The organism is Paraburkholderia sp. SARCC-3016, assembly GCF_031119615.1.
Lineage (GTDB): Bacteria > Pseudomonadota > Gammaproteobacteria > Burkholderiales > Burkholderiaceae > Paraburkholderia.
On record NZ_JAVHZD010000042.1, the window covers coordinates 1 to 25,872 of the forward strand.

Genomic DNA, 25,872 nt, shown 5'->3' on the forward strand with positions numbered 1-25,872 from the left:
CGACTCAACGCTTAACGGAGGATCAATATCGTACTGATCTCAACTGCAAATCTGGCCGTTGAAGCGGGTCAACCTCAAACCATCTTGGCCGGTCGACCGGGATGATTGTCGGTAGTTACCCGGTCATGGTTGTCGCTCCTTGTTGTTGATTGTCGCCGGATGATTGTCGGCGCCTGCTGTTCTGTTTGTCGCTGGCGGTGCGACGACGGTAGCTTTCGACATTCATCTCGAAGATCGTCGAATGATGGACAAGCCGGTCGATTGCAGCGACGGTCATGCCGGGATCAGGAAACACGTCATTCCAGCCCGAGAACGGCTGGTTGGCGGTGATCAGGAGGCTACGGCGCTCGTATCTTTCGGCAATGAGCTCGAACAGCACGCTGGTTTCGGCCTGATCCTTCCGGGCATATGACAGATCGTCCAGGATGATCAGGTCGAAGCGGTCGAGCTTGGCAAGAGCTGAGGGCAACTGCAGGCTCTGACGCGCAGCCTGCAGCTTCTGCACGAGCTCGCTGGTACGCGTGAACAGCACCCGGTAGCCGGCGTCAATCAACGCGTGTCCGATGGCCGAACCTAGATGACTTTTGCCGGCTCCGGGCGGGCCGAACAGGAGCGCCGTGGCGCCTTTCTCAAGCCACGAATCGCCGGTCGCGAGCGCCATGACGTGTGCCTTTGAAACCATCGGCACCATGCTGAAGTCGAAGGTCGCAAGCGTCTTGGTCGGGTCCAGATGCGACTCGGCACGGTGTCGTTCGATGCGCCGTTTGGCCCGCTCGGCCAGTTCGTGTTCGAGCAATGCGCCGATCAGCCGCGTGGCCTGCCAGCCTTCCTTGTCGGAGCGCTCCGCAAACTCGGGCCACAGGCGGGCGATGGTCGGCAGGCGCAGTTCATTGAGCATCAAGGCAAGACGGCCGGCATCGTAAGCGGGCGTGCTCATGCGACCTCCTTACCGAGCAGGTCGTCATAGCTGCTTGCGGGTGGCATCTCGACATTGACGACTGGGCAATCGGCGTGACGCGGCGCGAACTCCTCGCGCAGAGCCTTCAGATCAGGCAGCTTGCCGTCAACCAGCAACGCGTTGAGGCGCGCGGCCAGCACGGCCTCGACGCCATCGAGCGCGGCGAGTTCAAGCAATGCAACGATGACTTTGCACGCCTCGCGTTGCGTCAGTCTTGCCTCCAGCTGTTCCCACGTCCGGCGATACGCCTCACGCGGAAACAGCTCGTCTCGAAACGCAAGCCCCTTGAAGGCCTGCGGCTTGCGTTTGAGGCTCTCAATAAAGTGTCGGTAATCCAGCGCGCGGCGGTTGTCGCCGGCACGCGAGCCGCGCGAGGTGCTATGCACCAGCGCGCCCGACAGATAGCAGTCAAGCCTGTCACCATACACGCGCACCTTCAGGCGATGCCCGATCAGGCGCGACGGCGCGCTGTACAGAATGCCGCGTACGGTGAAGGTGCTGCAGCGTGTAACGCGCGCTTCTTCCTCGACGAAGTCGGTGGTGCGCCTTAACGGCAGATACATGAGCTGTTCGCGCTCAAGGCGGAACGCTGCTGCGTTGCGCCGGTTGCGACGCATGACGACCTCGCGCAGAAACTCATCGTAGACCGCACGATCGACGAAGTCCCGGTGACCGCGCAACATCAACGCCTGGTCGACGGCTTCCTTCAGATAGCGATGCGATGACTCAACGCTACCGTTCTCGTGACCGAGGCCGCGATTGTTGCGTGTCCCGGTCATGCCATAGTGCTCGAGCAGCGCCGCATAGCGCACCGTGAAGTCGTCTTCATCCGCGAGGTTTCTGAACGCCGCCGACAGACTGTCGGTGCGATGCTCGCGCGGACATCCCCCGGCCTGCCACAGTGCATTCTGCAATCCCATGGACAGTGCTTCGAAGCTCTCGCCACCTTCAACGACATTGGCGTATTCCCAGCGCGAGAACGCGAGCACGAAGTGGTACAGCCGGTGTTCGAATGGCACGCCAGCGATCGTCACTCGCAGTTCGGCCATGTCGGTAAAGTCGGACAGGCCGCGTGCGCCGGGCTCATGCAACTGCGGGAAGAAGACTTCCTTCGGTGGGCCGGACGTCGCCCGCCAGTGCCGCACGCGGCGCTCGAGTGTGCGGCGTGTGCTGTCCGGATACTCGCCGGGATGATCGTCCTGCAACTTGCGCAGGATCGTGACCGCCTAAAGTTGCGGCGCGTTCGCGAGCATCGGAACGACTTCAGTATCCCAGACGTCAGCGAAGGGATCGGGACGGGAACGCCAGTAACGACGAGGTTTCTGGGATGGCAGTAAGGCGTCTCGTTCTATGCGGCGCGCGCTGCGCACACTGATGCCAGCCTTGGCGGCGGCGATCTCCTGAGAGTGATGTTTGCGTTTGGACATGTAGAGGCGAACCTGTTGGTCGGTAATGCGGGTTCCAGACATGTAGCTGATCGCTTTTTTATTCGATCAGCCATCGTAGAGCCCGGCCGACTCGGCGCCGCCGGTGGGGAGAAGTCTCCGGCGGCTACGCCGCCTGCGACTCCTCCCCACCGGCCAAAACCTTCGCCGCTACACCGGCCAACATGATTGTCGCGGTCCACATGCACTGCGCTCAAACTGCGGAGCCTCGTGCTTCGTGTCGCACCCTACCCGCTATTGTAAGTGGGAGACCGTGTCCGGACTTTCAGGGGGCTGTTCCAGGTCCGATTGCCGCGTTATTAACATTGTGATGTTCCTGGTTGGTCAGAGTGACTTAACAATAATTGGGCATTTGCATCAAGAATTACTATCATGCTGGAACATCGGTCCCGGCAATGCGCTAATCGAGGTATTCGACGCTTCCGCCCCGCGAACATGGGTGGCAGGCTCCAGTCGATGACGTTTCGCGCTGGGATCCCATTCGTTTGGCATTACTGCCGTTTTCGTATAGATGGATGGTGCGCGACTGGGAGACATTTGTGAACCACCTCACGATACGAAGTAAATTATATCTGTGCGGGGCAGTATCGCTTTTCGCGATATTGGGGATGGCACTACTCAATATTCTTATCGCGCGGGAAAGCAGTCGATCAATCTCGGACCTGTACGAACAGGTAATGGTGCCGTCGAATGCGTTGCAAGAGGTGAGCGATGCGATTCGCGATATCGAACTCGAAATGGAACAGACGCGGACCGGTGAACGGTCGGTGCCGGACGCACAAGCGAAGCTCATTGAGCATGTAAAACGCATTGGCGGCGCATGGGCGGAATTTCGCAATACGCAGTCGAACTACCCGGTGACGCAGGAAGAGCTTGCAGTCACCCGCGTTATCGATGATCAGCTTGCATCGTCTCGACGCCTGTTTGAGGAGTTGGCTCACGCCTATCAGCAAGCAAATCCAAATTCGGCGATCACCGACCAGCTTGAGAATAAATTGCACGAAAACCGTGCAGCATTTGCCGCACCCTTGGACAGACTGAACGATATCGAGCAGGAAGAGGCCAGGGAGCTCTCGCGTGGCGGCGCTGTTCTGTCGAGCCGTGTTGTTCTGGTCAGTATCCTTGCTGTCCTGTTGACCGTTCCATGCGTGGGGTTTTTCCTGTTCTGGGTAATTACCCATCTTGATCGCAACATTGATGCAATCAACCGGGCATTGGCAGAAGTGGCAGGAGGAGAACTTGACGTGAGAATCAAGGCAACCTCACAGGATGAAATTGGCCGAATGGTCGACTCGTTGAACCGGACGTTGCAGATTATCAAGGCCGGGCGCGAATCGCTGGAGCTCCTGCGCCGCCGGTATGAAATGATTCTGAACGCGCTCGACGAGGGCGTATTCGGAGAGGATACCGAGGGACGCATCGTATTTGTCAATCCCGCAATGGAAAAGATGCTTGGTTGGTCCATGGCTGAGCTGATGGGGTGCCGTTCACGCGATCTCTTCGAAGTCGCCGAGCGCGTTAGCGACTCAGCCCAGCAGTCCGTCAGGACGATCCACGACGGTCGCGACGTCACTCAGAGGCAACGATTCCGGCGCAAGGACGGCACCAGTTTCCCGGTTGAATACACGCGTACGCTAGTGCAGGATGCAGACTCCCCACTTGTTGCGGTCGTCGCGTTCCAGGACATCAGCGAGCGCAAACGGTCACAGGACGAACTGATGCAGCGTTACCGCGAACTCCAGGAACTCAATCGAACGCTCGAGCAGACGCAGGGGCAATTGCTGCAGTCCGAAAAAATGGCGTCGCTCGGTCAGCTCGCGGCGGGCGTGGCACACGAAATTAACAATCCCGTCGGCTTTATCAAGTCGAATCTTGGTTCACTGTCCACGCAGGTAGCGGGACTGCTGCAGGTCATCCACGCATATGAATGCGCGGAGCCATTACTATGTGGCGAGCCTTCGATACTGGAGCAGATCGCTGCAGCCCGGGACGCCGCCGATCTGCAGTACGTGCAGGACGACATCGGAACGCTGATCCGCGAAACCGCCGAAGGCGTCAGTCGGGTACAGGCAATCGTCCGGGACCTTAAGGAATTCTCGCATCGGAACGACACCGATCCCCAGCTAGCCGATTTGCATAAAGGCCTCGATAGCACACTGAATATCGTCTGGAACGAACTGAAGTACAAGGCAGACGTGGTCAAGGAATACGGCGAACTGCCCCAGGTGGAATGCGTGGCGACACAACTCAATCAGGTGTTCATGAACCTGCTGGTTAACGCTGCACAGGCAATCGAGTCGCGCGGCACAATCACGCTGCGCACGGGTACCGCGGACGGCAATGTCTGGATCGAAATAGCTGATACCGGAAAGGGCATTTCCCCGGATCATCTCCCGCGCATCTTCGACCCATTCTTCACGACCAAACCGGTTGGCCAGGGCACCGGCCTCGGCCTGTCTCTGGCTTACGGGATTGTGGCAAGACACGGCGGCACCATTGACGTCCGCAGCGAGGTAAGTAAAGGCACGACGTTTCGCGTCAGCTTGCCGGTTAGCCGTAGTGCCACGCGCCACGCAGAGACAGCGGGCGCTGACGTGTAGCCAACCACGGTCAGCGCCTTCCTCAACGTCGTAGACACCACCTTTGGAGATTTCATGAGCGAGACAGGAGCTGCGGCGAACGTCACCGGCTCGCAGGTCCAGGAATCCACACCTGCCATGGCGCCCCCCTCCATTGTGTTGCTGGTCGACGATGAATCGGGTGTTTTGTCTTCGCTCAAACGGTTGCTCAGGAGCCAAAGCCATGAGGTGCTCACCGCGCTTAGCGGAGAAGAGGCACTCGAGACACTTGCGGCTCGACCGGTCGACCTGATCATATCGGACATGCGCATGCCGCGGATGAGTGGCGCAGACCTGCTCGCGCGGGTGCAGTTGATGTATCCCGATACCATGCGCATTCTCCTGACCGGATATGCGGAAATCGAGGCGGTAGTGCGGACGGTCAACGAAGGCGAGATCTACCGGTACCTGAACAAACCGTGGGATGATCAGGATCTGCTGTTGACGGTTGCACAGGCGCTTGAGCAACGACGGCTGCGCAAGGAAACCGAGCGGCTGATTGAACTCACCCGCCGGACCGTCATGTTTCTGGAAGAGGCGCAAACCGCCCTGAAGCGTAGCTTTGCATCCATGATGCAAATCTGCGCGAACATGGTCGAACTGCGCTGTCGGGCACCTGGAGGCCAGTCCGCGCGCGTGGGAGAGATGGTGCGACAACTGGCCGTCACGTGCGGCTTGAGCGAAGTGGAGGTTCAGGACACTTACTTTGCCGGGCTTTTACACGGAATCGGCAAGCTTTCACTACCAGACGAGCTATTGCGCAAATCGCTCGACCAGATGTCCCCGGACGAGAGCAGGCTGTTTCACCGGCATCCTTCCCGGGCGCAAATGGTGTCGACTCCCATTCAGCAGCTCCACGCTGTCGCATCAATCATCCTGCATCAATACGAGCGTTACAACGGCCGCGGTACTCCGGACGCGTTGTCCGGCGCGGACATTCCGTTAGGGTCGCGCATCCTTGCGGTAGCCCGTGATTTCGAGGGTTTGTCTCACGGTGATATTGCCAGGCAGCGGCTTTCCAGAGAGCAGGCAATCGGTGTAATCAACGGGCAGTCGGCAATCCGCGATGATCCACAAGTGGTCGGGCATTTCGTCACGCTGATGAAAAACCCCGCCGCTTTCGAATCCGTGCGGTCAACGCGCGAGGTTGCTTCTACGGAACTTGTTGAGGGCATGCGTCTGGCCGATGATCTGCGCACAAACCGTGGCGTGCTTCTGATGACACGGGACAGCGTGATGTCCGCACACCACATCGAGCTTATCCGTCGTTACGAGCTCAGCGAAAACAGTCCTTTTTCCTTCGTCATTCACACTGAACGTAGTGCGCCATCAGACCGTACCCGTGCGCCAGGCTTTCATGTCGAGGCGTAGGGAGGGATATGCAAGGCACCTATAACCTGTCGCTCGTCCTGCTCTCGCTAGTGATTGCGACTCTGGCCAGCTATGCGGCCCTCGATCTGTCCGCGTTCATATCGCTTCTGGACAAACCGAAGCTCAGGCGTGCATGGCTCGCGGGAGGCGCGACGGCGATGGGGACAGGAATATGGTCGATGCATTTCGTAGGCATGCTCGCCTTTTCACTGCCGATTCCGCTTGGATATGACCTGGCAACGACCGGTGCCTCACTTCTTATCGCGATCTTCGCCTCTTACTTCGGATTAAGCGTTGTCACGCGACAACGTCTGTCATTGGTTCGTCTATTGCTTGGCGGCACGTTGATGGGTACTGGCATTGCCGGCATGCATTACGCGGGTATGGCCGCGATGATGATGGAGCCATCGATACGGTACGATCCGACTCTCCTGGTTGCATCGTTCACGATTGCGTTCTGCGCATCAACTGCTGCGCTGTGGCTAGCTCATACCCTGAGCATGCAAGACAAAAGACATGTGGCCGCAAGGCGTGCGGGAGCGGCGCTGGTCATGGGTCTTGCGATCACCGGCATGCACTACACCGGTATGGCGGCAGCGGATTTCCTCCCCGGGTCCATATGCCGCGCAGCTAGTGGCATCGATACCCAATGGCTCGCCACTACAGTCACGTTATTTACGCTGGCGATTCTCCTCGTGACGTTAATGCTGTCGCGCTTCGATGCGCGCACAACGTTTCTGCGCGGCATGGCCGATACGCTCGAGGAAAAGGTCCGACAGCGCACGGCCGATCTTGAAAGTGCGCTAGATCGGTATCAGCAGTCGATGAGGACGCTGCAACGCACGCGCGAGCAAATGGCGCGAGAAATCGATGATCGTAAGGCAGCTCAGATTCGCCTCGAGCAGGAGAAGGACGAGCAGCGCCGTCTGCTGACCGAGCTCGAACAAACGCACGTCCAGCTATTTCAGTCGGAACACCTCGCGTCGATTGGTCAGCTGGCCGCAGGCGTCGCGCATGAAATCAACAATCCGCTCGCTTTCGTCAGCGCGAATCTCAATACGCTGAGAGACTGGGTGCAGCGCCTGCTTACACACATTGCCGCGTACGAGGCGGCTGTGTATCAGCTCGAATCTCACACCCGCGCTGCGCTTCAGGCAGCGCGCAAGACAACGGAACTCGACTACATCTGCGGTGAAGTGATGACAGTAATCGACGAATCCATCGATGGCGCACAAAGGGTCCGGCGCATCGTGCAGGATCTTCGTGACTTTTCGCGTCCAGGTGACGATTCATGGAGTCTTGCGGATTTGCACGCAGGACTTGATAGCACGCTCAATATTGTTCAGAACGAGATCAGGTACAAGGCGGAAATCGTGAAGAAGTATGGGGACCTGCCACTAATCGAATGCGTGCCTTCACAGATGAACCAGGTATTCGTGAGCCTTCTGATGAATGCTGCGCAGGCAATCGAGGGGCGAGGTGTGATCACGATCTGTACCGTTTGTGAGGATGACATGGTGGCCGTGGCGATATCGGATACCGGCATCGGTATGCAACCCGATGTAATACGCAAGGCTTTTGATCCTTTTTTTACGACGAGGGCAGTCGGTCAGGGCACCGGGCTCGGGCTTTCCGTTTCGCACGGCATCATCGAGCGACATCATGGGACGATAGGCATTCAGAGCGAACCAGGTTGTGGGAGCACATTTACCGTCCGGGTGCCGATCCGGCAACGTCGAGTGAAGGACGACATGCCGGAAGACATCGTTGAGCCGGTATCCTTAGGTACGGCGCGATAGCCACATCGCAATGGAAGGGGGGCATATGAATGAATGCGCAAAAAACCAGGTAAGCAGCAGCGCGGTGGATACCGTGAATATCGTCGGCGGCGTGCACGCGGCGCCCACAGTTTTGCTGGTTGACGATGAGCCAGGTATTCTATCCTCCCTCAAACGGCTGCTGAGAAACTCACGCTATGAGGTGCTTACCGCGCAAAGCGGAGAAGAGGGATTGGAGATACTTGCCAGCCATGCGGTCGATCTGATCGTGTCGGACATGCGCATGCCGCAGATGAACGGTGCCGATTTTCTGGCGCGCGCGCAGGCGCTTTATCCCGAGACTATGCGCATCCTGCTAACCGGGTACTCGGAAATCGACGCGGTTGTCAAGGCGGTCAACGAAGGCGGTGTGTATCGGTACCTGAACAAACCGTGGGACGATCAGGATCTTGTGATGACGGTCGCGCAGGCACTTGAGCAACGACGCCTACGCAAGGAAACCGCGCGATTGACCGAACTCACGCTCATGCAGAACGAGGAACTACGCAGGTTTAACGCCGATCTTGAGGGGCAGGTCGCGGCTCGTACGGAAGAGGCTAACCGACTCGCGCGGCATGATCCTCTGACGGGCTTATATAACCGTCGTGTATTCGCTGGTGAACTCGACGAAGCGATCGCGCGTGCGAAAAGTGGGGCCGGTGTGTATCTGGTGCTTGTCATTGATCTCGACCGATTCAAGCCGGTCAACGACCTGCGCGGCCATGCTGCAGGGGATGTTGTGCTCTGCGAAGTTGCACGGCGGTTGACAGATGCGATTCGCAAAAGTGACACGGTAGCGCGCCTTGGTGGCGACGAGTTTGCAATCGTCGCAGCAGCAGATACGCATGCGCACGCTGATGGCGCAATGCTGCTTGCAGCGCGGCTGCTCGGGGCGATCCGGCAGCCGATCAACGTCGAGGGCAGCATGATCGAGATCGGCGCGAGCATAGGAATTGCACGTTGCCCTGCGGACGGGCTCGATGCGGAAACGTTGCTGCGTGCAGCGGACATTGCGATGTATCGCGCCAAGCGCGAGGCTCGCGGCACTTTTCGCTTTTTCGAGCAGAGCATGGACGAGGAATTGCGTGCGCAGGTGCAGCTGGAAATCGACCTCAAGGAGGCCATTGTCCGCCGGGAAATCCGGCCGCACTACCAACCACTGATCGACATGCAGGATCGGCGGTTGTTCGGGTTCGAGATCCTTGCGCGGTGGAACCATCCGACGCGCGGGTCGGTACCTCCGGACACCTTTATTCCGGTCGCAGAGCAATTGGGATTGATTCCCGAGCTGACGGCGTCGATTCTTGGGCAGGCCTGCCGCGACGCGACGCAATGGGCTAACGATGAGATCAGGCTTTCACTGAACATTGCACCGGGACAGCTCAAGGATCTCGGGCTCCCGGAACAGATTCTGTCAATCCTGCATGAAGAAGGCTTTCCTGCTTCGCGCCTTGAAATCGAGATCACCGAGACGGCGCTAGTGGGAGATATCGAGACAGCCAGAATTGTCCTGAATGCACTGAAAGACGCCGGTATTCGGGTCGCGCTCGACGATTTCGGAACTGGCTATTCGAGTCTCTATCATCTGCGGGAACTCAGGTTCGACAAGGTCAAGATCGACAAATCGTTCGTACAGTCCATGCAAAGCAACACCGAGAGCGACAGAATAGTTGATGCGATTCTCGGGCTCGCTCACAGCCTTGGGATGCCGACGGTTGCGGAAGGTATCGAGGACCAGACGGCACTCGAGCGACTCGTCGATAAAGGCTGCGAATACGGGCAGGGATTTCATTTTGGACGCGCGATGAGCGCCGAAAGCGTTCGTACGTTGCTTCAGGATGCGTTAAGCGGATTTGCGCGACTTGACCAGTGAAGGTTTCTGCTCGCGGAGATTGGCCAACCATTTCCCTGAGCCCGTCACCATCGTCCGGCAGTTTCGCTGTTGCCCGGATCCATCGCGACAGTTTACGACCATCTGCTGCACACGAAGCACGGGGTAAGGGACATTTATAAAGTGCTGCGCGAGCGCGCTGCATTGACCGGCTGACGTCACTCGAATCCATCTTCGAGGCGGAAGGTACTGTAATCAGCAAGCGGGATCGGAAGTAGAAGAAGTCGAAGGTCACAGACAAGGCGGAGATCGCCACCGAGGCGCCTGTAAAAAAGACTTTAGGCCATCCATCTAACCGGGGCTTTCGGCTGTGCTTCCTTTACCTGCGAAACATGAAGGGCTTGGGTATAACCGCACCCCGCCCGGCTTGCAAGGTGATACCGTTGAGAAGTTCGACGAGGATTTGGTTGCACGCTTAGAGGCGTTAACAAAATGACGTTCGCAGTCTTCTCCAGCATATGATGCAGCACGCGATTTTCAGGAAGGCCTCGTGGATGAAGGCGAGGCGCTCAAAACGAATGCGCAGTCGGCGAAAGTTGTGCAGCCATGAGATGGTCCGCTCTACGACCCAGCGTGTTTTGCCTAGTCCGCTCCCATGAGGCTGTCCGCGTCGAGCGATTTCGGTTGCAATGCCGGCTGCATGTAGTGGACGTCGATATTTGTCGTGGTCGTAGCCTCTGTCGCCTTGAACGACCCGAGGCTTCGATAGTGGTCTGCCACGCTTGCCGCTGATGGGCGGGATAGCCCCGACCAGAGCATGGAGTTGAGTGACGTCATTGCGGTTGGCGCCGGTGAGTATCACCGCGAGCGGGATGCCCTGCGCCTCGGTGATGAGATGGTGCTTTGAACCGGGTCGCGCGCGGTCTGTGGGATTCGGTCCTGTTTTTGACCTGAGCCCACAGCGCGGATTGAGGAGGAGTCGACAATGACGCGAGACCAGTCGATTTGGTCGGCGGAGCGTAACCGTGCAAGGAGTATCTCGTGCAACTGGTCCCAGACGCCGGCCTCCTGCCAGTCACGCAAGCGACGCCAACAACTCATGCCGCTGCCGCAGCCCATCTCGCGAGGAAGCAGGTCCCAACGCAGGCCCGTCTGCAAGATGAAGAGGATGCCCGTGAGCACTGCTCGATTGTCGAGCGGCTTGCGCCCTGGGTAACGGTGGCGCCGTAGTTTCGGAGGGGGCAGCAACGGTTCGATGAGTGCCCACAGGTCGTCGTCGAGTATCGGTTTCGCCATGGCCTTTTCGTCGTCGAAACAACGAAAAGGTTAACAGGATTCATTCAGGGTTAACAGCCCATTTTTTCATTTTGTTAAGGCTTGTTATATCCGGCGTCTACAGGCCAGCCTGCGCGCCCTGATGGAATTCGCCAAGAACGACCTCTGCTATCTAACGCGCTCAAAGCGCTCAGCGTCAATCAGGTTCACGTTCTTGCGGACCAACCTGTCTCGCCATCACACCGTTATCGACCTTCGCAACCAGTCTGGAAACGTTGTTTGATTCCCGCTTGCTACGCGGTTTCTCGTGCCACGTAATCTTTTCGATAAGCGCTTTGATTGGCGAGTAGCGACCATGCGGTTCGCGCCATCTTGTTTGCCAGCGCTACGGCAACGACATTCGTGGGACGCCGCAGAGAGAGTTGTTCGCACCAGGCGTTTTTACTCCTGCTTTTGAACAGAACGGCTCTTGCTCCATGGATGAGCAGCATACGTCTATAGGCGTCGCCTCGCTTGCTTATTCCGCCCAATCGAGTCTTGCCGCCCGTACCGTTTTGTCTGGGGACCAAACCGAGATATGCGGCAAGTTCACGTCCCGATTTAAATGCAGCAGGATCGCCAATCGTCGCGACCAGGGCTGTCGCCGTCAATGGTCCGATACCCGGAATCGCAGCGATTCGCTGACATGCCGTCTCCTGCCGCTGCCAGGCAACGATCTGCCTCTCCAGTTTCTTGATCTCGTCTTCGATACGATCGATAAACTGAAGCTGATCACGTAGAGCACAGAACAACGTGCCTGGAACAACCTGCTCAATTTCCGGGAGCCGCTCGCGGACTTCGGCCAGGCCGGCAATGCGCCCCGCTTTGAGCGTCACGCCGAATTCGTATAACAGGCCGCGTAGCTGGTTCACCTGCATGGTACGTGACTTGACCATCAGCGAGCGCATGCGATGCAAGGCCAAAGTGGCTTGCTGCTCCGCTGACTTTGGTGCTACCGAACGCATACCGGGCTGCTGTGCTGCTGTGCAGATCGCACGAGCGTCGGTCGCATCCGTCTTGTTATTCTGGACGAACGGGCGGATGAAGCTCGCGTGCAGCAATACGACTTGATGACCGAGCGCCACGATCTTGCGTGCCCACCAGTGCGCGCTCCCGCAGGCTTCCAATGCCACAAGCCCGGCAGATCGTTGACCAAGAAATTCTATAAGTTGTTGCTTCGAAAACCGCCGATTTATGATCTCTCCGGTTCCCGCTTCAACCCAATACATTTGGAAAGTGCGTTTGGCAATGTCAAGCCCGAACGTCGTAGTATTCATGATGGTCCCTCCGTTCCTAAGTGGTCGTGACACTTCCACTTTGGCACATAGATGCCGTTCGGTTCTGGAGGGACCCGACATCCCAACATCTCTCCAAAGTCACATCGGCGCCGCGCACGGATCCCTGCTGAGAGAGGGCGGCGTTCATACCATCTATCCAGCACGCGCGTACACCGGATTTATCGGGAGCTGGAACTGAACCTGTGCATCAAGCGTCGCAAGCGGCTTGTAACATTGACAGCCGGATACTGCGACGGCCTTGAGTTGGTCTTGCATGAGGCCCAACGACCACGCCGCATCCGCCGACACCGGCACCCCGAGCGGCTGCGGCGTCCGCCGCATGATCGACGATTTCAACCGGGAAGCGCTGGGCATCGAGATCGACCTCTCACTACCCTCAGCGCGTGTCATGCGCGCTCTCGAACAGATCATCGGCTGGCGGGGCAAGCCGATGCTGATACGGCGCAATAACGGCACGGAGGGCGTGCGATCACGCATGGGTAATGACACAGGCATCATCCTGAACTATTCTCAGCCAAGCAAACTGCGGCAGAACGCCTACATGGGGGCGATTCAACAGGACGGTGCGCTATGAATGGCTGTCGCAGTACTGCCGCGATGAGCTTGTGCACGTGCAGCGCTTCGCGACCGAATGGATGTGACAATGCAATCACGAGCGCCCTGATATGCGCCTTGGAGGTTTGACGCCGAAACAGCGGCTCATGTCCGCAGCATACTCTCTTCTCAGTCTCGAGTTAAAAGCGGGAGGATTGCCATCTGAGCCCAACGTTAATCAATTTCCTTGTTGTTTTTTTCCTCTTTTGTCATATCATGGAATCGTAAGATAACTGCCAAATAATCGACCTCGACGGGCAGCAGCTGTCCGCGATATATGGTCGCCTGTGAGTACGATGGAATGGACTCGCCCAATGCGCCATATGCAAAATGATTATAGTTAATTTGTAATTTTATCGACGTGAATCATTCTCTGATCACATACTTGTTGTTTTATTTTCTATGCTAGTGGAATCGCAGCGGTAACCGAAAGGCAAGCGGTACTTTTGCACTCTCCAGCCCTTCTAGGAAAAGTTATTCGGTTCCGTTGCGGCCAACCCCCTTTCATCACTCAGGATACGGGAGTTAAAGATGCGTACTTTTCTCAAGATGTTCCTCCGTGACGAACGTGGCGTGAGCGCCATGGAGTACGCGGTTCTCGCGGGTATCGTCGTGATTGCACTCGGGGCCATGGCCGCGACTTTCAATACCAATATCAGCGCGATGTTTTCGAATCTTTTCACAAGTGTCACGACTGCCCAGAACAAGGCGTAGCTACGGTCAGCAGACGATGAAACATCGGTTTTCATGATGCGTTCTATATTTATAACTTAGGCGTACAGTGAATTGTGTGGATACTCTCTGCCATAGTACGTTTAGTCGCGATTCTCATACTGTTCCGAGTCGCGGTCATTGATGTGCGCTACCGTCGACTCCCGACCGGCATGATCGGGTTTCTCGGCGCACTGTTTTTCATTGAAGCACTTATCATCGGCATGCCGATACGCGATTTGCTTTCTCATCTGTTAATCGCGATTTTTGCGATTGTCGTCGGCGCAATCTTGTTCGCACTAGGATTGGTGGGGGGAGGCGATGCAAAACTGGCATCCGTCATTTTTTTGTGGGTCGGCCTGAGCGTCGCTTTGCCGGCACTGACGCTGATCTGCGTCGCCGGGCTTGGCATTTCACTGATCAGTATTGCGACGCGACACATAATTCCGGAGCACCGCTCGCGACTGATGCGCACGCTTGCCATGTTCTCGGTCGCTCGAGGCGTGCCCTATGGCGTCGCACTGGCACTCGGGGGCGTACCGCTCATCGTGATGCCGTTGTATTCCGTGCGATAGGCACCGTATCCATGTCAAACGCGATCAAGATAGTTTTGGTTTTCTTATTCGCTGCTCTGATCGCTTTTATCGTCCGCATCGTGGTGGCCGGCGTGCTTCATCCGTCGGCTGCTGCGCCTGTGATAGAAAAGGTTCGCGTCAGTGCCGTTGACCTCCCGCAAGGCCTCCTTCTGCGGGATGAGGACCTCGCCTGGAAACCTGTGCCGGCCATTGGCATTCCCGCAGGCGCGATCATCGACGGCGCACCCAATACCGTCCTACTCAAGGGCGCGCTGTTGCGTCGCGCAGTGGCGAAGGGAACAGTGATTGTCGCCGACGACGTCATTCTGCCGAACGCTCCGGGATTTCTCGCGGCTACGCTGAAACCGGAGATGCGGGCCGTGTCTGTCGCCGTCGACGAAGTATCCGGCAACGCAGGGCTGATCCAGCCTGGCGACTACGTCGACCTGTTGCTGACGCAACTGATGGACCGGCGAACCAATTCGCCGGAGCTTGCCGTATCGAGCGAAACCGTCGTCGAACGGGTGCGTGTGCTTGCAGTCGGCACAGAGATACAGCGTCCGGAGAGCGGCGATGCGCCAGATGTCAATAATCGTATTCGCACCGTGACGCTGGAGGTCACCCCACACACGGGCGAAGTGATTACCGTCGCCGCACGCCTTGGCAGCCTGTCGCTTGCATTGCGTAGCTTTGCGACCGCTACGCGCGACTCAACGGCGTCTGCACCTGCGAACTCGTTGCCACCACCCGTATGGGCCGGCGACATTTCTCGAGCACTGCGCGAATTGCCGGGCTCAGGTGGCGCTCAACTGACGCAAGCCGCGGGTGGGAGTCCCGCATCGACGATCCCACCAGCCGTAACGATATACAGAGGATCCGATAGAAGCGACGCGCAATCGAGCGTCGCACAGTCGGGCAACTCCGTCAGTGGTAACAACTTACCCCCAGTGCCGTCTCTTCCCGCGCAGCGCTGACGCGTGGCGAGGTATCGCGTCTACAGGCAACGATGGAGCGCTATGACAACAAAGCCGAGTCGAGGTGGCTTCAGTTTGAGGATGAAGGCGTGCGCCTCCATGAGTTGGTCGACGGCGCTTGCCGTCCACGCACAGGCGGCGCAGACACCGGTGGTGCTGCCACCCGCAACGGATGCCGCCGAGGTGAGCAGGGCAAGCAGTTCGCAAGGCGAACTGGCCGTGGACGCCGGCAAAGGCATCCTCGTGCGGCTAAACGGGAACGCGAGCGCTGTGTTCGTTGCCGACCCGGCGATCGCCGACGTTCACGTGCCGTCTCCGCAGGCAATCTTCATACTGGGTAAGAAGCCCGGTACGACGACAGTGTATGCGCTCGGCGCCGGCAATAAGACACTCTATCAACGGACCGTGATCGTCAGTCGCGACATGGATACGCTGCGAAATGCGATCGCCGCGCGGTTTCCGAATATGCATGTCCGACTGACCGCCAGTCCAGGTTCGCTACAGGTCTCCGGCGAAGCGCCGTCGGCTGCTGACGCCGATGCGGTTGTGCAAACGCTTTCGCCGTATCTCGCTGAAAAGGAAGTGCTCGTCAACCGCATCACGATCGATCGGCCACTTCAGGTGCAGTTGCGCGTTCGCATCACCGAGGTAGACCGGAACGTCACGCAACAGTTGGGGATCAACTGGCAAGCACTCGGATCGGGCGTCGGAAATTTCGTTGGCGGCATCTTTAGTGGTCGTCCGATATTCAACCTATCCCAGCCGATCACCGGTCCGGACGGAAGAACAATTTTTCCCGTCAATTTGCCGAATAACAACGCCTATTCGTTTCTCGGTCAGTTCAAGACCGGAAATACCAATATTCAGTTGCTGGTTGACGTGTTAAATCAGGAAGGGTTGCTGACGGTTCTCGCGGAACCCAATCTCGTCGCCATGTCGGGGCAGACCGCCAGTTTTCTTGCTGGCGGCGAGTTCCCAATTCCTGTGTCGCAGATCAATGGTGCGATCACGGTTGACTTCAAACAGTTCGGTATCAAGCTCGATTTCACCCCAACCGTTATGAGCGAACGGCGGATCAGCCTGAAAGTACGCCCGGAAGTGAGCCAGATCGACGCGACCGCGAGCGTTACCGCTAACGGCGTTACGGTGCCAGGGCTAAGCGTGCGCCGCGCCGACACGACGGTCGAACTAGCGAGCGGCCAAAGCTTTGCGATTGGCGGTCTGTTGCAGACAAACACTACCGATATCGTTTCACAGGTGCCGGGACTAGGATCGATTCCCATTCTGGGTCGGCTGTTTTCATCGACCAACTACCTGAACAACAAGACCGAACTCGTCATCATCGTGACGCCATATCTCGTTGAGCCAACCGATCCGGCCAGGCTTCGTACACCGCTCGATTCGCTCATGTCGCCTAGCAGCGATGTGGAATATAGCCTTGGACACCGCGGGGGCGACGCTCCTGCGCCTTCCGGGCTACCGCGCCTCGTCGGTGCGGCCGGTTATATCTATTAAAGAGGAGCATCTACGATGCCCGCACGACTGATCGCGTGTGTTCTGGTATGCACAGTTGTTGCCGGCATCGGTGGTTGCCTGCAGCCCCCGAGGAACATGCCTGACGCCTCAGTTATCCGGTTCGACGGGCACACGGCGTTGCCGCCCGAATGTGCCAGCCTAGCTCGTCCATCGGTAGTGAACGATGCGGGGACGGCGCGGCCAGATATGCAGTGGGGCTGCGCGACTTACACGAATCTCGCGGCACAGATCGCCCATCCGCGGGACCTCGTCAAGCCCGATTCCCTTGGCCCGGCCGACGCCGCGATAGCAGCGAGCGCGGTGCACCGTTATCAGGCCGGACAAGTGGCGCCACTTGACAAAACAACGACACGTGATGCCCGCTGACGGCGGGCTGAAACGCACCGAAGGCGCCATGAGCACAGACTTCAGCTTCCGCAAAGGCACGACGGCGGTTCGGGCCGTCGACTTCGTTGCCTTCGTCGGCGATCGCGATACAGAACAGGTGCTGAAAAGCTATGTACTTGAGCACGCAATGCCCCATACGCATGTGACGATCGGTAGCATCGATGACGTGATCGCTTATCTCTCAAAGATCCAGCGTTCACCGTTGTTCCTGCTGATCGACCTTCACGGCTCAGCGATGCCGCTATCGGATCTGGGACGGCTAGCCGAGGTCTGCGAGCCGTCCGTCCAGGTTGTGGCAATCGGCGAACGCAACGACGTCGGACTCTTCCGCAATCTGCTCAAGCTCGGCGTGCGTGACTATCTGGTCAAACCGCTAACCGTCGAACTGCTCAACAGGACGCTGAGTGTCAGCGAGCAAAAGGTCAACCCTGTCGCCCAGACACGCGCCGGCAAAACGATTGCGCTGGTTGGATCACGAGGCGGCGTTGGGGTCACGACGATCGCGCTAAATCTTGCCCTGCACCTCGCTGACGACACGCATCGACGCATCGCTTACGTCGATCTCAATCTACACGGCGGCGCTGCGAACAGCATGCTGGATATCCACTGCAACAACGGCCTGATCGACTTGCTGCAGAACGTGCACCGGCTCGATCCGCAATACTTGGAACGCACGCTTGTCGGGAAGGGCAGCCGGCTTTGCGTGCTGTCTTCCGAACTCGACTATGGCGCAACCAGCCCTTTCGAGCCCGGCGCGCTTAAACGCGTGCTTGAGGCCCTCCGTGACAACTTCCATTATGTGATCCTCGACGTCTCGAAACACGCCCATCCGCTTTCGAGCGAGGCGTTTGACAATACATCCCGTGTTTATGTCGTGGCCGACCGTTCAGTGCATTCCGTACGAGAGTCCCTGCGCCTGCTGCGCTACATAGAGGATCGTGACAACAATCCCACGGCTTCTCTGCTGCTCAACAGCCCTAATGCGGCGACGGCGGGCAAGGTGCGACCGGCGGATTTCGTGACAGCCGTAGGACGTCCCGTGCTCTTCGAGATTCCGTACGAGGCGAAGGCCGTATCAATTGCCGAGAACCTTGGCGAGGCACACTTTTGGAAAAGCGCTAATGATTTCAGGCAGGCGATCGTGCGTATCGGCAGTGACCTTACCGGACAGCGCTGGGATGCCGAGCGTCCTCTTCTCGAGAGGCTGGGAATAAGGAGACGCTGATGTTCGGGCAAAAACAGATCCCTCATCCAGACGTAGCGGTAGCGCAGCCGACGGCTCACGCCACGACAGCCGCGTCGTCTTCCAACCTGGTTGATACTGCGACAATCGCCAACACCGAGCTAGCGGCTCGCACTACGCCCGCTCAAGGCAACGAGGCGCTGGTGCGCTCGGAACTGTTCCGGATCATCCGCAACGGCGTATTCGCATCGATGAATGCGTCGGCTGCTGTAGGAAAGACGCGCGAGCAGGTCAGGTCAGGGGTGGAAGCGCTCGTGCAGGAAATTGCGGCTCATGAACGATTGAATGTCACGATGTCGGAGCAAGGCCAGATTGTCAGCGAACTCCTCAACGACATGTTCGGCGTGGGTCCTATCGAGCCGCTCCTTGCGGACGACAGCGTTACCGACGTGTTGGTCAACGGTCCCGATCAGGTATATATCGAACGTCATGGGCGGCTCGAGCTGACGCCGTACAAGTTTCGGGACAACGGACACGTCGTCAGCGTGGCTCAGCGCATCGCCGCCAGCGTGGGACGGCGGGTCGACGAAAGCAGTCCAATGGTGGATGCCCGCCTTGCCGACGGCAGCCGTGTCAACGTCATCCTGCCGCCTCTGGCAATTCACGGTGCCTGCATTGCTATCCGCAAGTTTTCGAAACGAAACATCACGCTTCACCGTATGGCCCAACAGGGCAATATGTCTGTGCAGATGAGCAACGTGCTCAAGCTCGCCAGCACCTGTCGCCTCAACATCGTAGTATCAGGCGGCACGGGTTCAGGCAAGACCACATTACTCAACGCGCTGTCCCACTTCATTGGAGACAGGGAACGCATCATTACGATCGAAGATGCAGCGGAACTTCAACTTCAGCAGCCTCATGTCGTCAGCCTTGAAACGCGACCGGAAAATGCGGAGGGGCTCGGCGGTGTCGCCCAGCGGGACCTGGTACGGAACGCGTTGCGCATGCGGCCCGACCGGATCATCCTCGGCGAAACCCGGGGTCCGGAGGCGTTTGACGTACTGCAGGCGATGAACACCGGCCATGACGGCTCGATGACCACCATCCACGCGAACACGCCGCGTGACGCGATTACGCGGCTCGAGAGCATGGTGATGATGTCGAACGCCAACCTGCCGCTCACGTCGATCCGGCGGCAGATTGCGAGCGCCGTTCACCTCATCGTGCAGATCGAGCGGATGCGCGACGGCATGCGGCGTGTAACGCGCATTACCGAGTTGGTGGGAATGGAAGGCGACGTCGTTCTCACCCAAGACCTTTTTACATTTCGTTACGACGCGAGTGCCTATAACGAAGAGGTCAAGGGAGTTTTCGAAACGGCTTCCATCAAACCTGCGTTTTCCGACCGGGCGGTCTATTACGGCGTCGAGGACGCCCTGCTGGAGGCAATGAAGCCATGATCGACCTGGTGACCTTTTCGTCGTTTGCGTGCGTGTTGCTGCTTGGACTGATGGCACTCATCGTCCAGGATGTACGCAGCAGGCGTCCTGCAGCGAGGATCAAACTGCGCGTGCTGCAATCCCTTTCGGCACAGGATGATACGCTTGCTCCCGTCGCAGGAAGCCGCGACACGCCCCTCTTCAAGGTCGAACGCGAAAGCAACGCGATAAGCCGGTGGCTGGCGCCAAGGCTGACGCGACTCAGGACGGTGGCCGGGGCGAGCGGTCTTCGTATCGTGATCGGCGCTGCCATCGCAGGGGGACTCACAGCTCTCACGGTAAATTGTTTCATACCACTTCCGGCTTTGGTCAGGGCGATTCTGCTATCCGCGCTCCCGCTCGTTGCCGCGGCCCAGGCCTACCGTATTCTCGTTTCCCGGTTCCACCGACGTTTCCTCAATGGCTTCCCAGACCTGATCGACATGATCGTGCGCGCGGTGCGTGCGGGGGTGCCCGTCACCCACGTTATCGGCGCGGCGAGCAAGGAATGTGCGGAACCGTTGCGCCACGAATTCCAGCTGATGGGCGACTCTTTGCAGCTTGGGATCGACCTTAGTGAAGTCCTTACCGCCGCAATGCGACGAATCGAGATTACCGACTTTTCATTCTTTTGCGTGTGCTTGATGTTGCAGCGGGAAACGGGAGGGCAACTCGGGGAGACGCTCGAAAATCTGGCGGCCATTGTCCGCTCGCGCAGCGAGATCCGGATGAAAACGAAGGCGCTTACCGCGGAAGCGCGGATTACGACGAAAATTCTCTCTGCTATCCCCATCGTGATCGTCCTGATGCTGTATGAAATGAATCGCCCTTACATCATGGTGCTGTTCGAGCGGCCCGCCGGGCAGAGGTTGCTGACGTTCGCAGCGCTCTCGGTGGTGATCGGCATTGCGGTGATCAACAGGATGTCTAAACTCAACACCTCACGATGAGTCATTTCAGTTTACAGACACTGCTTAACCTGGTGATGCTCGGTGCCTTGTTCGGGGCGCTCGCCTTATGGTGGGCCGCGAAACGCGGTAGCACGCGCGGCCGGATCGCCGAACGCGCGCGCGCAGCGGCACTGAGTCAGCGTCCAGACATTGCACCGGATAACACGGATGACGACGATGCCGGGCTGCGCGTGCGTCTCGCGCAGCGCATTGCGACGCTAGGTGAACGACTGCCGTTGTTCGACGCGCAGTATCGCGCAGCACTGGGAAAGCAAATGGTGCGAAGCGGCTACCGTGGCAAACGTGCTGTACCCATCCTGATTGCCATCAAGTTCATTTTTGGCATCGTCTGTGCGACGCTGGCTGTCTTACAGGGTTCGCACCTTCCCTTCATCGGCCAATATCCCATCGCCCGCGCCATTCTGATGGTGTTCGTCTTCATTGTGGGAATGATCGTCCCGGAATACGTACTGGCATTTCGCGCCGGACAGCGCCGTCGCGCAATGGCCGCCTGCCTGCCCGACGCACTCGATCTGCTGGTGATCTGCACCAACGCCGGGAACAGCCTGGCGGTGAGCGTTCGCAGGGTCGCGGACGAGCTGGCGCCCATCTGCGCGCCGCTTTCCGACGAATTTGCCCTGACGGCCGACGAACTGAAGCTCTCGGGCGACAGCACGCGTGCGCTGCACGGACTCGCTGAACGCGTCGACTTGCCCTCAGTCTATTCTCTGATTTCCGCGCTGACTCAGTCAATGCGATATGGCACGCCGATCGCTCAGGCGTTGCGCACCCTGTCGCGCACCGAGCGGCTGGCCCAAATAATCTCGCTTGAAGAGAAGGCGGCCAAGCTCGCACCCAAGATGGTCCTGCCGATGATGGTGTTCATTATGCCGGCTATCGTCGTCATCGCTGCCGGTCCGGCCGTTATTCAAGTCCTCGAGTTCTTTGCAAGAACATGAAAAATGCTGAGCTGCGATCCGATTCGCTCATGTCACCGGTACACCAATACGTGATACCCCCGTCAGAACGTCTTGCCGGGCTGATTGGCTGCTGTGCCGCAGCGCTTGTTGCGATGAGTGCATGCACGACGACGTATCACGTATCGAAACTTCGTGAGACCACACACAGCACCACGCCCGATAGCATGAGCGAACTTCGCATTGCGAATACCGCACTCGACTCCGGCAACCTGGAGCTGGCCACGACCCTCTACGAAAAAGTCGTGGCCACTGATCCCCGCTCTGTTGCCGGACTGACGGGCTTGGGCGACACGCTTTACGCGGTCGGCGATTTCACGCGTGCGGCGGTCTACTACGAGCGGGCGCGGCAGGTCGACGCGGCCGCCATTGCGCCGACGATCGGCGCGGCGCGCGTGGCCATTCATCAGCGCCGTTTTGACGACGCAATCTCGATCTATCGGAAGGTGCTGGTCGTGACGCCTGATGCGCCGCTCGCTTCGGCCGGCCTCGGTGCGGCGCTCGACATGAAGGGCGACCACGTTGCAGCGCAAGAGGTATTGCGTCAGTCGCTCAGGGCCAATCCGGGTGATCCGGCGCTGAGCGTCAATCTTGGACTATCGCTGACGTTGGGCGGTAATCCGCGCGAGGGCGTGAACGTGCTGCTCGACGTGACGCGCTTTCCTGGCGCACCGCCTGAGGCACGCCAGGATCTCGCGCTCGCATATGGCCTGCTTGGGAATACTGAAGCGGCGGCGGCCATCCTGAGACAGGATCTGCCCAAGGCATCGGTGGAGGACAACCTGCGCTTCTATGCGATTCAGCGTGAACAGATGTTCCGGCCTGCCAACAACGGGGCGAAAGGTGCGGGCGCGACCCCGACTGGTACTACACCGGATACGAGTCCATCCGTCACCGTCCGGTGAAAACAAGATGCTTATACTTTGCCATCACCGTTTAACCCAGCGTCGCGCGAGTCGGGGGTCTGCGGCCATTGAGTTTGCCATTCTGCTGCCCTTTCTCATTATGATTCTGGTTGGAATCATCGACGTGAACCTGATCTTTTATGACAGTGCGATCCTGACGAACGCAGTTCGCGCCGGCGCCAGAGCGGGCACGGTTGTGCAAGTGCCGCCGTTGACCACGAGTCAGATCGTGTCTGTCACGACCGCCTACGCGCAAAACAACCTGGTTGGTGGAGGAAGTGCCACATCACCGACCGTCACGGTGACTCAGTCGAACGGGACGACTCCGGGCGGCACACTCCAAGTCGCAGCTTCGTATACTTACCAAGGGCTGCTGCTCGGTTCAGTGTTCAGTGCATTGACTGGGCCCGTTGTTCTGAATGCAACGGCCATTATGATTTACGAATAGACCATGACTGCCCCCACGCCTGTCGAGCGCGAGGTCCCGGTCCCGTGCGTGGTACGCAATCGGGACGTCCGCGCGCGTGCAGAGTATCGACGTCAGCGCGGTACGACAAGCTTCGCGTTTGTCACCTTCGTGCTGATGGCGCTAGCTTTCTCGGCATTGTCGGTGGATATCGGCCGCTATTATCTCGCGTTCGCCGAATTACAGACGGCGGCCGATGCAGCCGCCATCGCGGGCGCCCGGTCGCTGTTTTCCGGAAATCTCAACTCGACTGCAAACTGGAGCGCGGCGAACGCCAGTGCGGCAAGCGCCGTTCGACTCAATGTGTCGGGGGGCGCAACGCTGACAGACGCGACAGTGCAAAGCGGTTTCTGGAATTTGACACGCTACCCGGTAGGTTTGCAGTCGTCGGCAATCATCCCCGGCACGTACGATAACCCCGCCGTGCAAGTCACCATTTCGCGCTCGACCGGACAGAATGACGGCCCTCTTATCTTTCTGCTTGCTCCGCTTTTCGGCGTGAGCAATACGCCGGTTACAGCGAGTGCGGTGGCAGTAATTTCAGCACCGAGCTATGCGGCGTCGGGAGTTTTATTTCCGGTGGCCCTAGCCAAATGCATTTTCGACCAGTACTGGAATACTCAAACCGGTTCCCCGAAGATCGACCCCTCGTCCGGGCAAGCGTATACGTTTCAGATCACCAATGGCACGGCCTATGGAAACTGCGTTCCGGGACAATGGACATCGTTTCAAGTGTCAGCGAACGACGTACCCACCATCCGTGGATTGATGACCGGCGGGAACCCTACGGAACTGAACATTGGCGCGTCCATCTGGATACAGCCGGGCGTTAAGACGACGATTTACAGTTCCGTTCCATCCAACGTCGACGTGCTACTTCCGGTGGTATCACAATTGATGTCGTCAACGGCCACGATCCTGGGTTTCGCTGCTTTTCATATCGATTATGCCGTCAGCAGTGGGGGCAACAACTACATTCAGGGCCGCCTGATCACGAGACTCAAAGCGTCATCTAACTCACAGAGCAGTGTATACGGTGCATATGTTGCGCCTCGTCTGGCGCAATGATGCGTTTTTCGTCCGCGGAATCGGCCCGCAGTGGCGCTTCCTCCAACACGGGATCGTTTCGAGCTTATGAAGGAAAATCTGCGGCACCGGGATTCGCGCCACGTGCGAGCATTGCCGGTGCCGGCTAGCCGGGGCGCAATAACACCGAGGCAAATTGCGACGGAAGTCGCTGTGAGAGTGGTGACCGTGCCGCTGCTATGTCTTTTCCTCGTCGTAACCATTCATCAATACATAAAAGATCCGTCTCGGATCACACTGCTTATTTTTGCATTTGCGGAAGTGTTGACTGTCGTTCTCGCCGCTTTCTCACGCGTTCCGCGCGAGCGCGACTGGAATCCGCTTAGTGTCGTCGTCACCGTACTTGCAACGTTCTACTTTCTGGCGTTCCAGATTACGCCTGGTACCCGTCTTGTTCCAGAAGCCATGGCGGCGACGATACAGGTTATTGGCGTTGTGGTCCAGATTTACTCGAAGTGGTCTCTGCGCCGTGCGTTCGGCCTTTTGCCGGCTAATCGCGGCATCATCGTCACAGGCTCATACCGCTTTGTTCGTCACCCAATGTATCTCGGCTACCTGGTGACCGACATCGGCTTTCTTGCAGCGAATTTCGGCACCCGCAATCTCGTTGTTGTGTTGGTGCAATGGACGCTCCAGGTGCAACGGATTGTGAGGGAAGAGCGATTGCTATCCAATGACATCGCGTACCGTGAGTACAAGCGTCACGTGCGCTACCGGCTTCTGTACGGTGTGTTTTGAAGTAAGCGCGACTCGGGCGGTGCAATTACCCGCAAGGCCGGTTAGAAGCCTGGTAACCTGGCGAACATCGTGTTTCGTGTGCGAGCGAATGGCCTGCAAACGACAGGCGGATGAGCATGCGTGGTTCGAGAAGGAAGTTGAGGCAAGCAGATTTCAGGACCCCTGACTAACGGCCCGGAATACCTGAGTGAAGCGATCACGCGGTGGGTGATGACGCACGGTATCGCGCTAAACTACATCCAGCCTGGCGAACCGCAGCAGAACGCGTACGTCGAGCGGTTCAACCGGACGGTGCAACATGAACGGCTGTCGCAGAACGACTGGATGACCTCGCACTACACGTGCAGCAGCACTTCGCAACTGAATGGATGTGACAATACAGTCACGAGCGCCCCCACCATTGCCCCGGCGACGTGACGCCGAAACAGCGGCACACGGCCGCAGCATAGTCTCCGCTTCTGCCTTGCGTTAAAAGCGGGGGATCAGCGTTGCCGCAATGTGAAGTAATCTGTGTTCTTTTCTTTTGTCACCGGGCGTTATTCTTGTTTTCTCCTACATAGGACATTTTTCTTCACAGCCGCGGGCCCATTCCTGCATATTCCATCTTTGCGTCACCTTGATATTGTGAGGTCTTGAGGTGCTTGGAGTTGTGAACTACCA

Annotated in this window: 21 protein-coding genes and 3 pseudogenes; 20 read left to right on the forward strand and 4 right to left on the reverse strand. The window is 58.2% G+C overall.

Annotation, left to right across the window (positions count from 1 at the left end; genetic code table 11):
* Positions 1-115: 115 nt before the first annotated feature.
* Complete coding sequence (gene istB / locus QYH69_RS31280) at positions 116-937, reverse strand: IS21-like element helper ATPase IstB (protein WP_061138844.1); 822 nt, start codon at positions 935-937, stop codon at positions 116-118.
* Positions 934-2,385: pseudogene (gene istA, locus QYH69_RS31285) on the reverse strand (IS21 family transposase). The gene istB and the pseudogene istA overlap by 4 nt, the downstream one beginning before the upstream one ends.
* A gap of 533 nt (positions 2,386-2,918) precedes the next feature.
* Between istA and QYH69_RS31290 the strand changes: the two are divergent.
* The 4 genes from QYH69_RS31290 to QYH69_RS31305 all read left to right on the forward strand — a co-directional run bounded on the left by QYH69_RS31290 (position 2,919) and on the right by QYH69_RS31305 (position 10,082).
* Entirely contained in the window at positions 2,919-5,003 is a 2,085-nt protein-coding gene (locus QYH69_RS31290; protein ID WP_308835548.1) for an ATP-binding protein, read from the forward strand.
* Positions 5,004-5,120: 117 nt separating this feature from the next.
* Positions 5,121-6,392, forward strand: coding sequence for an HD domain-containing phosphohydrolase (locus QYH69_RS31295; RefSeq protein ID WP_308835573.1), 1,272 nt, complete (start codon positions 5,121-5,123; stop codon positions 6,390-6,392).
* 8 nt (positions 6,393-6,400) lie between these two features.
* Positions 6,401-8,191 (forward strand): histidine kinase, encoded by a 1,791-nt coding sequence (locus tag QYH69_RS31300; protein ID WP_308835549.1) that lies wholly within the window; start codon positions 6,401-6,403, stop codon positions 8,189-8,191.
* A 25-nt stretch (positions 8,192-8,216) separates the two neighbouring features.
* Positions 8,217-10,082: an EAL domain-containing protein gene (locus tag QYH69_RS31305; protein WP_308835550.1), complete on the forward strand. Its 1,866-nt coding sequence runs from the start codon at positions 8,217-8,219 to the stop codon at positions 10,080-10,082.
* A 442-nt stretch (positions 10,083-10,524) separates the two neighbouring features.
* On the opposite strand, the gene QYH69_RS31310 is transcribed toward QYH69_RS31305, so the two are convergent.
* Both QYH69_RS31310 and QYH69_RS31315 read right to left on the reverse strand, forming a co-directional pair.
* A protein-coding gene (locus tag QYH69_RS31310; protein ID WP_308835551.1) for an IS5 family transposase occupies positions 10,525-11,336 on the reverse strand; the annotation gives its coding sequence in 2 pieces (ribosomal slippage) (positions 10,525-10,988 and positions 10,988-11,336; 813 coding nt in all).
* Positions 11,337-11,608: 272 nt separating this feature from the next.
* Positions 11,609-12,631: an IS110 family transposase gene (locus tag QYH69_RS31315; protein WP_308835552.1), complete on the reverse strand. Its 1,023-nt coding sequence runs from the start codon at positions 12,629-12,631 to the stop codon at positions 11,609-11,611.
* Between the two features lie 340 nt (positions 12,632-12,971).
* On the opposite strand from QYH69_RS31315, the pseudogene QYH69_RS36180 reads away from it, so the two are divergent.
* The 16 genes and pseudogenes from QYH69_RS36180 to QYH69_RS31390 form a co-directional block, all read left to right on the forward strand.
* A pseudogene (locus QYH69_RS36180) lies at positions 12,972-13,113 on the forward strand (IS3 family transposase); the annotation flags it as partial.
* 59 nt (positions 13,114-13,172) lie between these two features.
* Positions 13,173-13,365, forward strand: a pseudogene (locus QYH69_RS36185) (integrase core domain-containing protein); the annotation flags it as partial.
* A 412-nt stretch (positions 13,366-13,777) separates the two neighbouring features.
* Positions 13,778-13,960, forward strand: a complete 183-nt coding sequence (locus QYH69_RS31325; protein WP_308835554.1) for a Flp family type IVb pilin — start codon at positions 13,778-13,780, stop codon at positions 13,958-13,960.
* A 74-nt stretch (positions 13,961-14,034) separates the two neighbouring features.
* Complete coding sequence (locus tag QYH69_RS31330; RefSeq protein WP_308835555.1) at positions 14,035-14,532, forward strand: prepilin peptidase; 498 nt, start codon at positions 14,035-14,037, stop codon at positions 14,530-14,532.
* 11 nt (positions 14,533-14,543) lie between these two features.
* On the forward strand, positions 14,544-15,506 hold the full coding sequence (cpaB, locus tag QYH69_RS31335; protein ID WP_308835556.1) for a Flp pilus assembly protein CpaB: 963 nt from the start codon (positions 14,544-14,546) through the stop codon (positions 15,504-15,506).
* Positions 15,507-15,587: 81 nt separating this feature from the next.
* Positions 15,588-17,021 (forward strand): type II and III secretion system protein family protein, encoded by a 1,434-nt coding sequence (locus QYH69_RS31340; RefSeq protein ID WP_374992537.1) that lies wholly within the window; start codon positions 15,588-15,590, stop codon positions 17,019-17,021.
* A 96-nt stretch (positions 17,022-17,117) separates the two neighbouring features.
* Positions 17,118-17,408 carry a CpaD family pilus assembly lipoprotein gene (locus tag QYH69_RS31345; RefSeq protein ID WP_308835574.1) on the forward strand — a complete coding sequence of 97 codons (291 nt, stop codon included), beginning with the start codon at positions 17,118-17,120 and terminating at the stop codon, positions 17,406-17,408.
* Positions 17,409-17,436: 28 nt separating this feature from the next.
* Positions 17,437-18,654, forward strand: a complete 1,218-nt coding sequence (locus QYH69_RS31350) for an AAA family ATPase (protein ID WP_308835558.1) — start codon at positions 17,437-17,439, stop codon at positions 18,652-18,654.
* Positions 18,654-20,072, forward strand: a complete 1,419-nt coding sequence (locus QYH69_RS31355; protein WP_308835559.1) for a CpaF family protein — start codon at positions 18,654-18,656, stop codon at positions 20,070-20,072. Before QYH69_RS31350 ends, QYH69_RS31355 begins: the two co-directional genes overlap by 1 nt.
* Positions 20,069-21,040 (forward strand): type II secretion system F family protein, encoded by a 972-nt coding sequence (locus QYH69_RS31360; RefSeq protein ID WP_308835560.1) that lies wholly within the window; start codon positions 20,069-20,071, stop codon positions 21,038-21,040. The genes QYH69_RS31355 and QYH69_RS31360 overlap by 4 nt, the downstream gene beginning before the upstream one ends.
* Entirely contained in the window at positions 21,037-21,999 is a 963-nt protein-coding gene (locus QYH69_RS31365) for a type II secretion system F family protein (protein ID WP_308835561.1), read from the forward strand. Before QYH69_RS31360 ends, QYH69_RS31365 begins: the two co-directional genes overlap by 4 nt.
* Entirely contained in the window at positions 21,996-22,922 is a 927-nt protein-coding gene (locus QYH69_RS31370) for a tetratricopeptide repeat protein (protein ID WP_308835562.1), read from the forward strand. The genes QYH69_RS31365 and QYH69_RS31370 overlap by 4 nt, the downstream gene beginning before the upstream one ends.
* Positions 22,923-22,929: 7 nt before the next feature.
* Positions 22,930-23,370: a pilus assembly protein gene (locus QYH69_RS31375; RefSeq protein ID WP_308835563.1), complete on the forward strand. Its 441-nt coding sequence runs from the start codon at positions 22,930-22,932 to the stop codon at positions 23,368-23,370.
* A 3-nt stretch (positions 23,371-23,373) separates the two neighbouring features.
* Positions 23,374-24,456 (forward strand): TadG family pilus assembly protein, encoded by a 1,083-nt coding sequence (locus QYH69_RS31380; protein WP_308835564.1) that lies wholly within the window; start codon positions 23,374-23,376, stop codon positions 24,454-24,456.
* 171 nt (positions 24,457-24,627) lie between these two features.
* On the forward strand, positions 24,628-25,212 hold the full coding sequence (locus QYH69_RS31385) for an isoprenylcysteine carboxylmethyltransferase family protein (RefSeq protein ID WP_308835565.1): 585 nt from the start codon (positions 24,628-24,630) through the stop codon (positions 25,210-25,212).
* Between the two features lie 210 nt (positions 25,213-25,422).
* Positions 25,423-25,629, forward strand: a complete 207-nt coding sequence (locus QYH69_RS31390; RefSeq protein ID WP_374992536.1) for an integrase core domain-containing protein — start codon at positions 25,423-25,425, stop codon at positions 25,627-25,629.
* The last annotated feature ends 243 nt before the right edge of the window (positions 25,630-25,872 follow it).

What these genes read in the sequence shown, in the direction of transcription:
- QYH69_RS31370 (WP_308835562.1), top strand. Translation starts at nt 21,996, where the DNA reads ATGAAAAATGCTGAGCTGCGATCCGATTCGCTCATGTCACCGGTACAC.
- QYH69_RS31365 (WP_308835561.1), top strand. Translation starts at nt 21,037, where the DNA reads ATGAGTCATTTCAGTTTACAGACACTGCTTAACCTGGTGATGCTCGGT.
- QYH69_RS31350 (WP_308835558.1), top strand. Translation starts at nt 17,437, where the DNA reads ATGAGCACAGACTTCAGCTTCCGCAAAGGCACGACGGCGGTTCGGGCC.
- QYH69_RS31325 (WP_308835554.1), top strand. Translation starts at nt 13,778, where the DNA reads ATGCGTACTTTTCTCAAGATGTTCCTCCGTGACGAACGTGGCGTGAGC.
- QYH69_RS31290 (WP_308835548.1), top strand. Translation starts at nt 2,919, where the DNA reads ATGGTGCGCGACTGGGAGACATTTGTGAACCACCTCACGATACGAAGT.
- QYH69_RS31340 (WP_374992537.1), top strand. Translation starts at nt 15,588, where the DNA reads ATGAAGGCGTGCGCCTCCATGAGTTGGTCGACGGCGCTTGCCGTCCAC.
- QYH69_RS31300 (WP_308835549.1), top strand. Translation starts at nt 6,401, where the DNA reads ATGCAAGGCACCTATAACCTGTCGCTCGTCCTGCTCTCGCTAGTGATT.
- QYH69_RS31295 (WP_308835573.1), top strand. Translation starts at nt 5,121, where the DNA reads ATGGCGCCCCCCTCCATTGTGTTGCTGGTCGACGATGAATCGGGTGTT.
- QYH69_RS31390 (WP_374992536.1), top strand. Translation starts at nt 25,423, where the DNA reads ATGACGCACGGTATCGCGCTAAACTACATCCAGCCTGGCGAACCGCAG.
- cpaB (WP_308835556.1), top strand. Translation starts at nt 14,544, where the DNA reads ATGTCAAACGCGATCAAGATAGTTTTGGTTTTCTTATTCGCTGCTCTG.
- QYH69_RS31380 (WP_308835564.1), top strand. Translation starts at nt 23,374, where the DNA reads ATGACTGCCCCCACGCCTGTCGAGCGCGAGGTCCCGGTCCCGTGCGTG.
- QYH69_RS31345 (WP_308835574.1), top strand. Translation starts at nt 17,118, where the DNA reads ATGCCTGACGCCTCAGTTATCCGGTTCGACGGGCACACGGCGTTGCCG.
- QYH69_RS31360 (WP_308835560.1), top strand. Translation starts at nt 20,069, where the DNA reads ATGATCGACCTGGTGACCTTTTCGTCGTTTGCGTGCGTGTTGCTGCTT.
- QYH69_RS31315 (WP_308835552.1), bottom strand. Translation starts at nt 12,631, where the DNA reads ATGAATACTACGACGTTCGGGCTTGACATTGCCAAACGCACTTTCCAA.
- QYH69_RS31375 (WP_308835563.1), top strand. Translation starts at nt 22,930, where the DNA reads ATGCTTATACTTTGCCATCACCGTTTAACCCAGCGTCGCGCGAGTCGG.
- istB (WP_061138844.1), bottom strand. Translation starts at nt 937, where the DNA reads ATGAGCACGCCCGCTTACGATGCCGGCCGTCTTGCCTTGATGCTCAAT.
- QYH69_RS31305 (WP_308835550.1), top strand. Translation starts at nt 8,217, where the DNA reads ATGAATGAATGCGCAAAAAACCAGGTAAGCAGCAGCGCGGTGGATACC.
- QYH69_RS31355 (WP_308835559.1), top strand. Translation starts at nt 18,654, where the DNA reads ATGTTCGGGCAAAAACAGATCCCTCATCCAGACGTAGCGGTAGCGCAG.